Origin of the sequence: Methanoculleus sp. UBA291 (assembly GCF_002499755.1) — an archaeon.
Lineage (GTDB): Archaea > Halobacteriota > Methanomicrobia > Methanomicrobiales > Methanoculleaceae > Methanoculleus > Methanoculleus palmolei.
Window position 1 is genome coordinate 26,473 of sequence record NZ_DANC01000004.1, and the last position, 505, is coordinate 26,977.

Genomic DNA, 505 nt, shown 5'->3' on the forward strand with positions numbered 1-505 from the left:
GATCTCGCTCTTTGTGAATGAAGATTTAGTGAAACCTTCCGGTTTGATGCCGCTGTAAGTATCCATAAATGCATCGACGGAGGCGCTCATCCTTGAACCGGTTTTCAGGGTATAGTTTCCAAACCACTGTACTGAATTTGTCGCATTTGCTGCTTGTGTCGCTGAAACCTTGTCGGGGTTTGCAAGAGCATAAGTGACGTTATCTTGATTCTTGAAGCCTGTTCCTCCGATTGTTTTGCCGTCATCGTCCTTTACAGGCTGTTCTACGACGTTAAACCCGAATGGTACTGTATGATATCCCGGTATCAGCTTCTTCGTCTCATTGCCTTTCGAGAGGACGATCATGATGTTCTTGGAGGGAATGTCCTCGGAGTTCGACCGTACTGTGAGGTCGATACTCTTATCCGTCATGCTGACATCGAAGCTCGCCGACGGGGCGGCTTCCTGCGAGCCCACCAATCCGCCTGCAAACCCACTGATAACAGCCGCGATAATGATAGTTACC

General features: G+C 48.9%; 1 protein-coding gene. It reads right to left on the reverse strand.

What is annotated here, in order from left to right:
- Positions 1-498 (reverse strand): type IV pilin N-terminal domain-containing protein (locus BP737_RS01110; RefSeq protein WP_342685819.1); only part of this gene is annotated, 498 nt, incomplete at its 3' end.
- Positions 499-505: the final 7 nt, after the last annotated feature.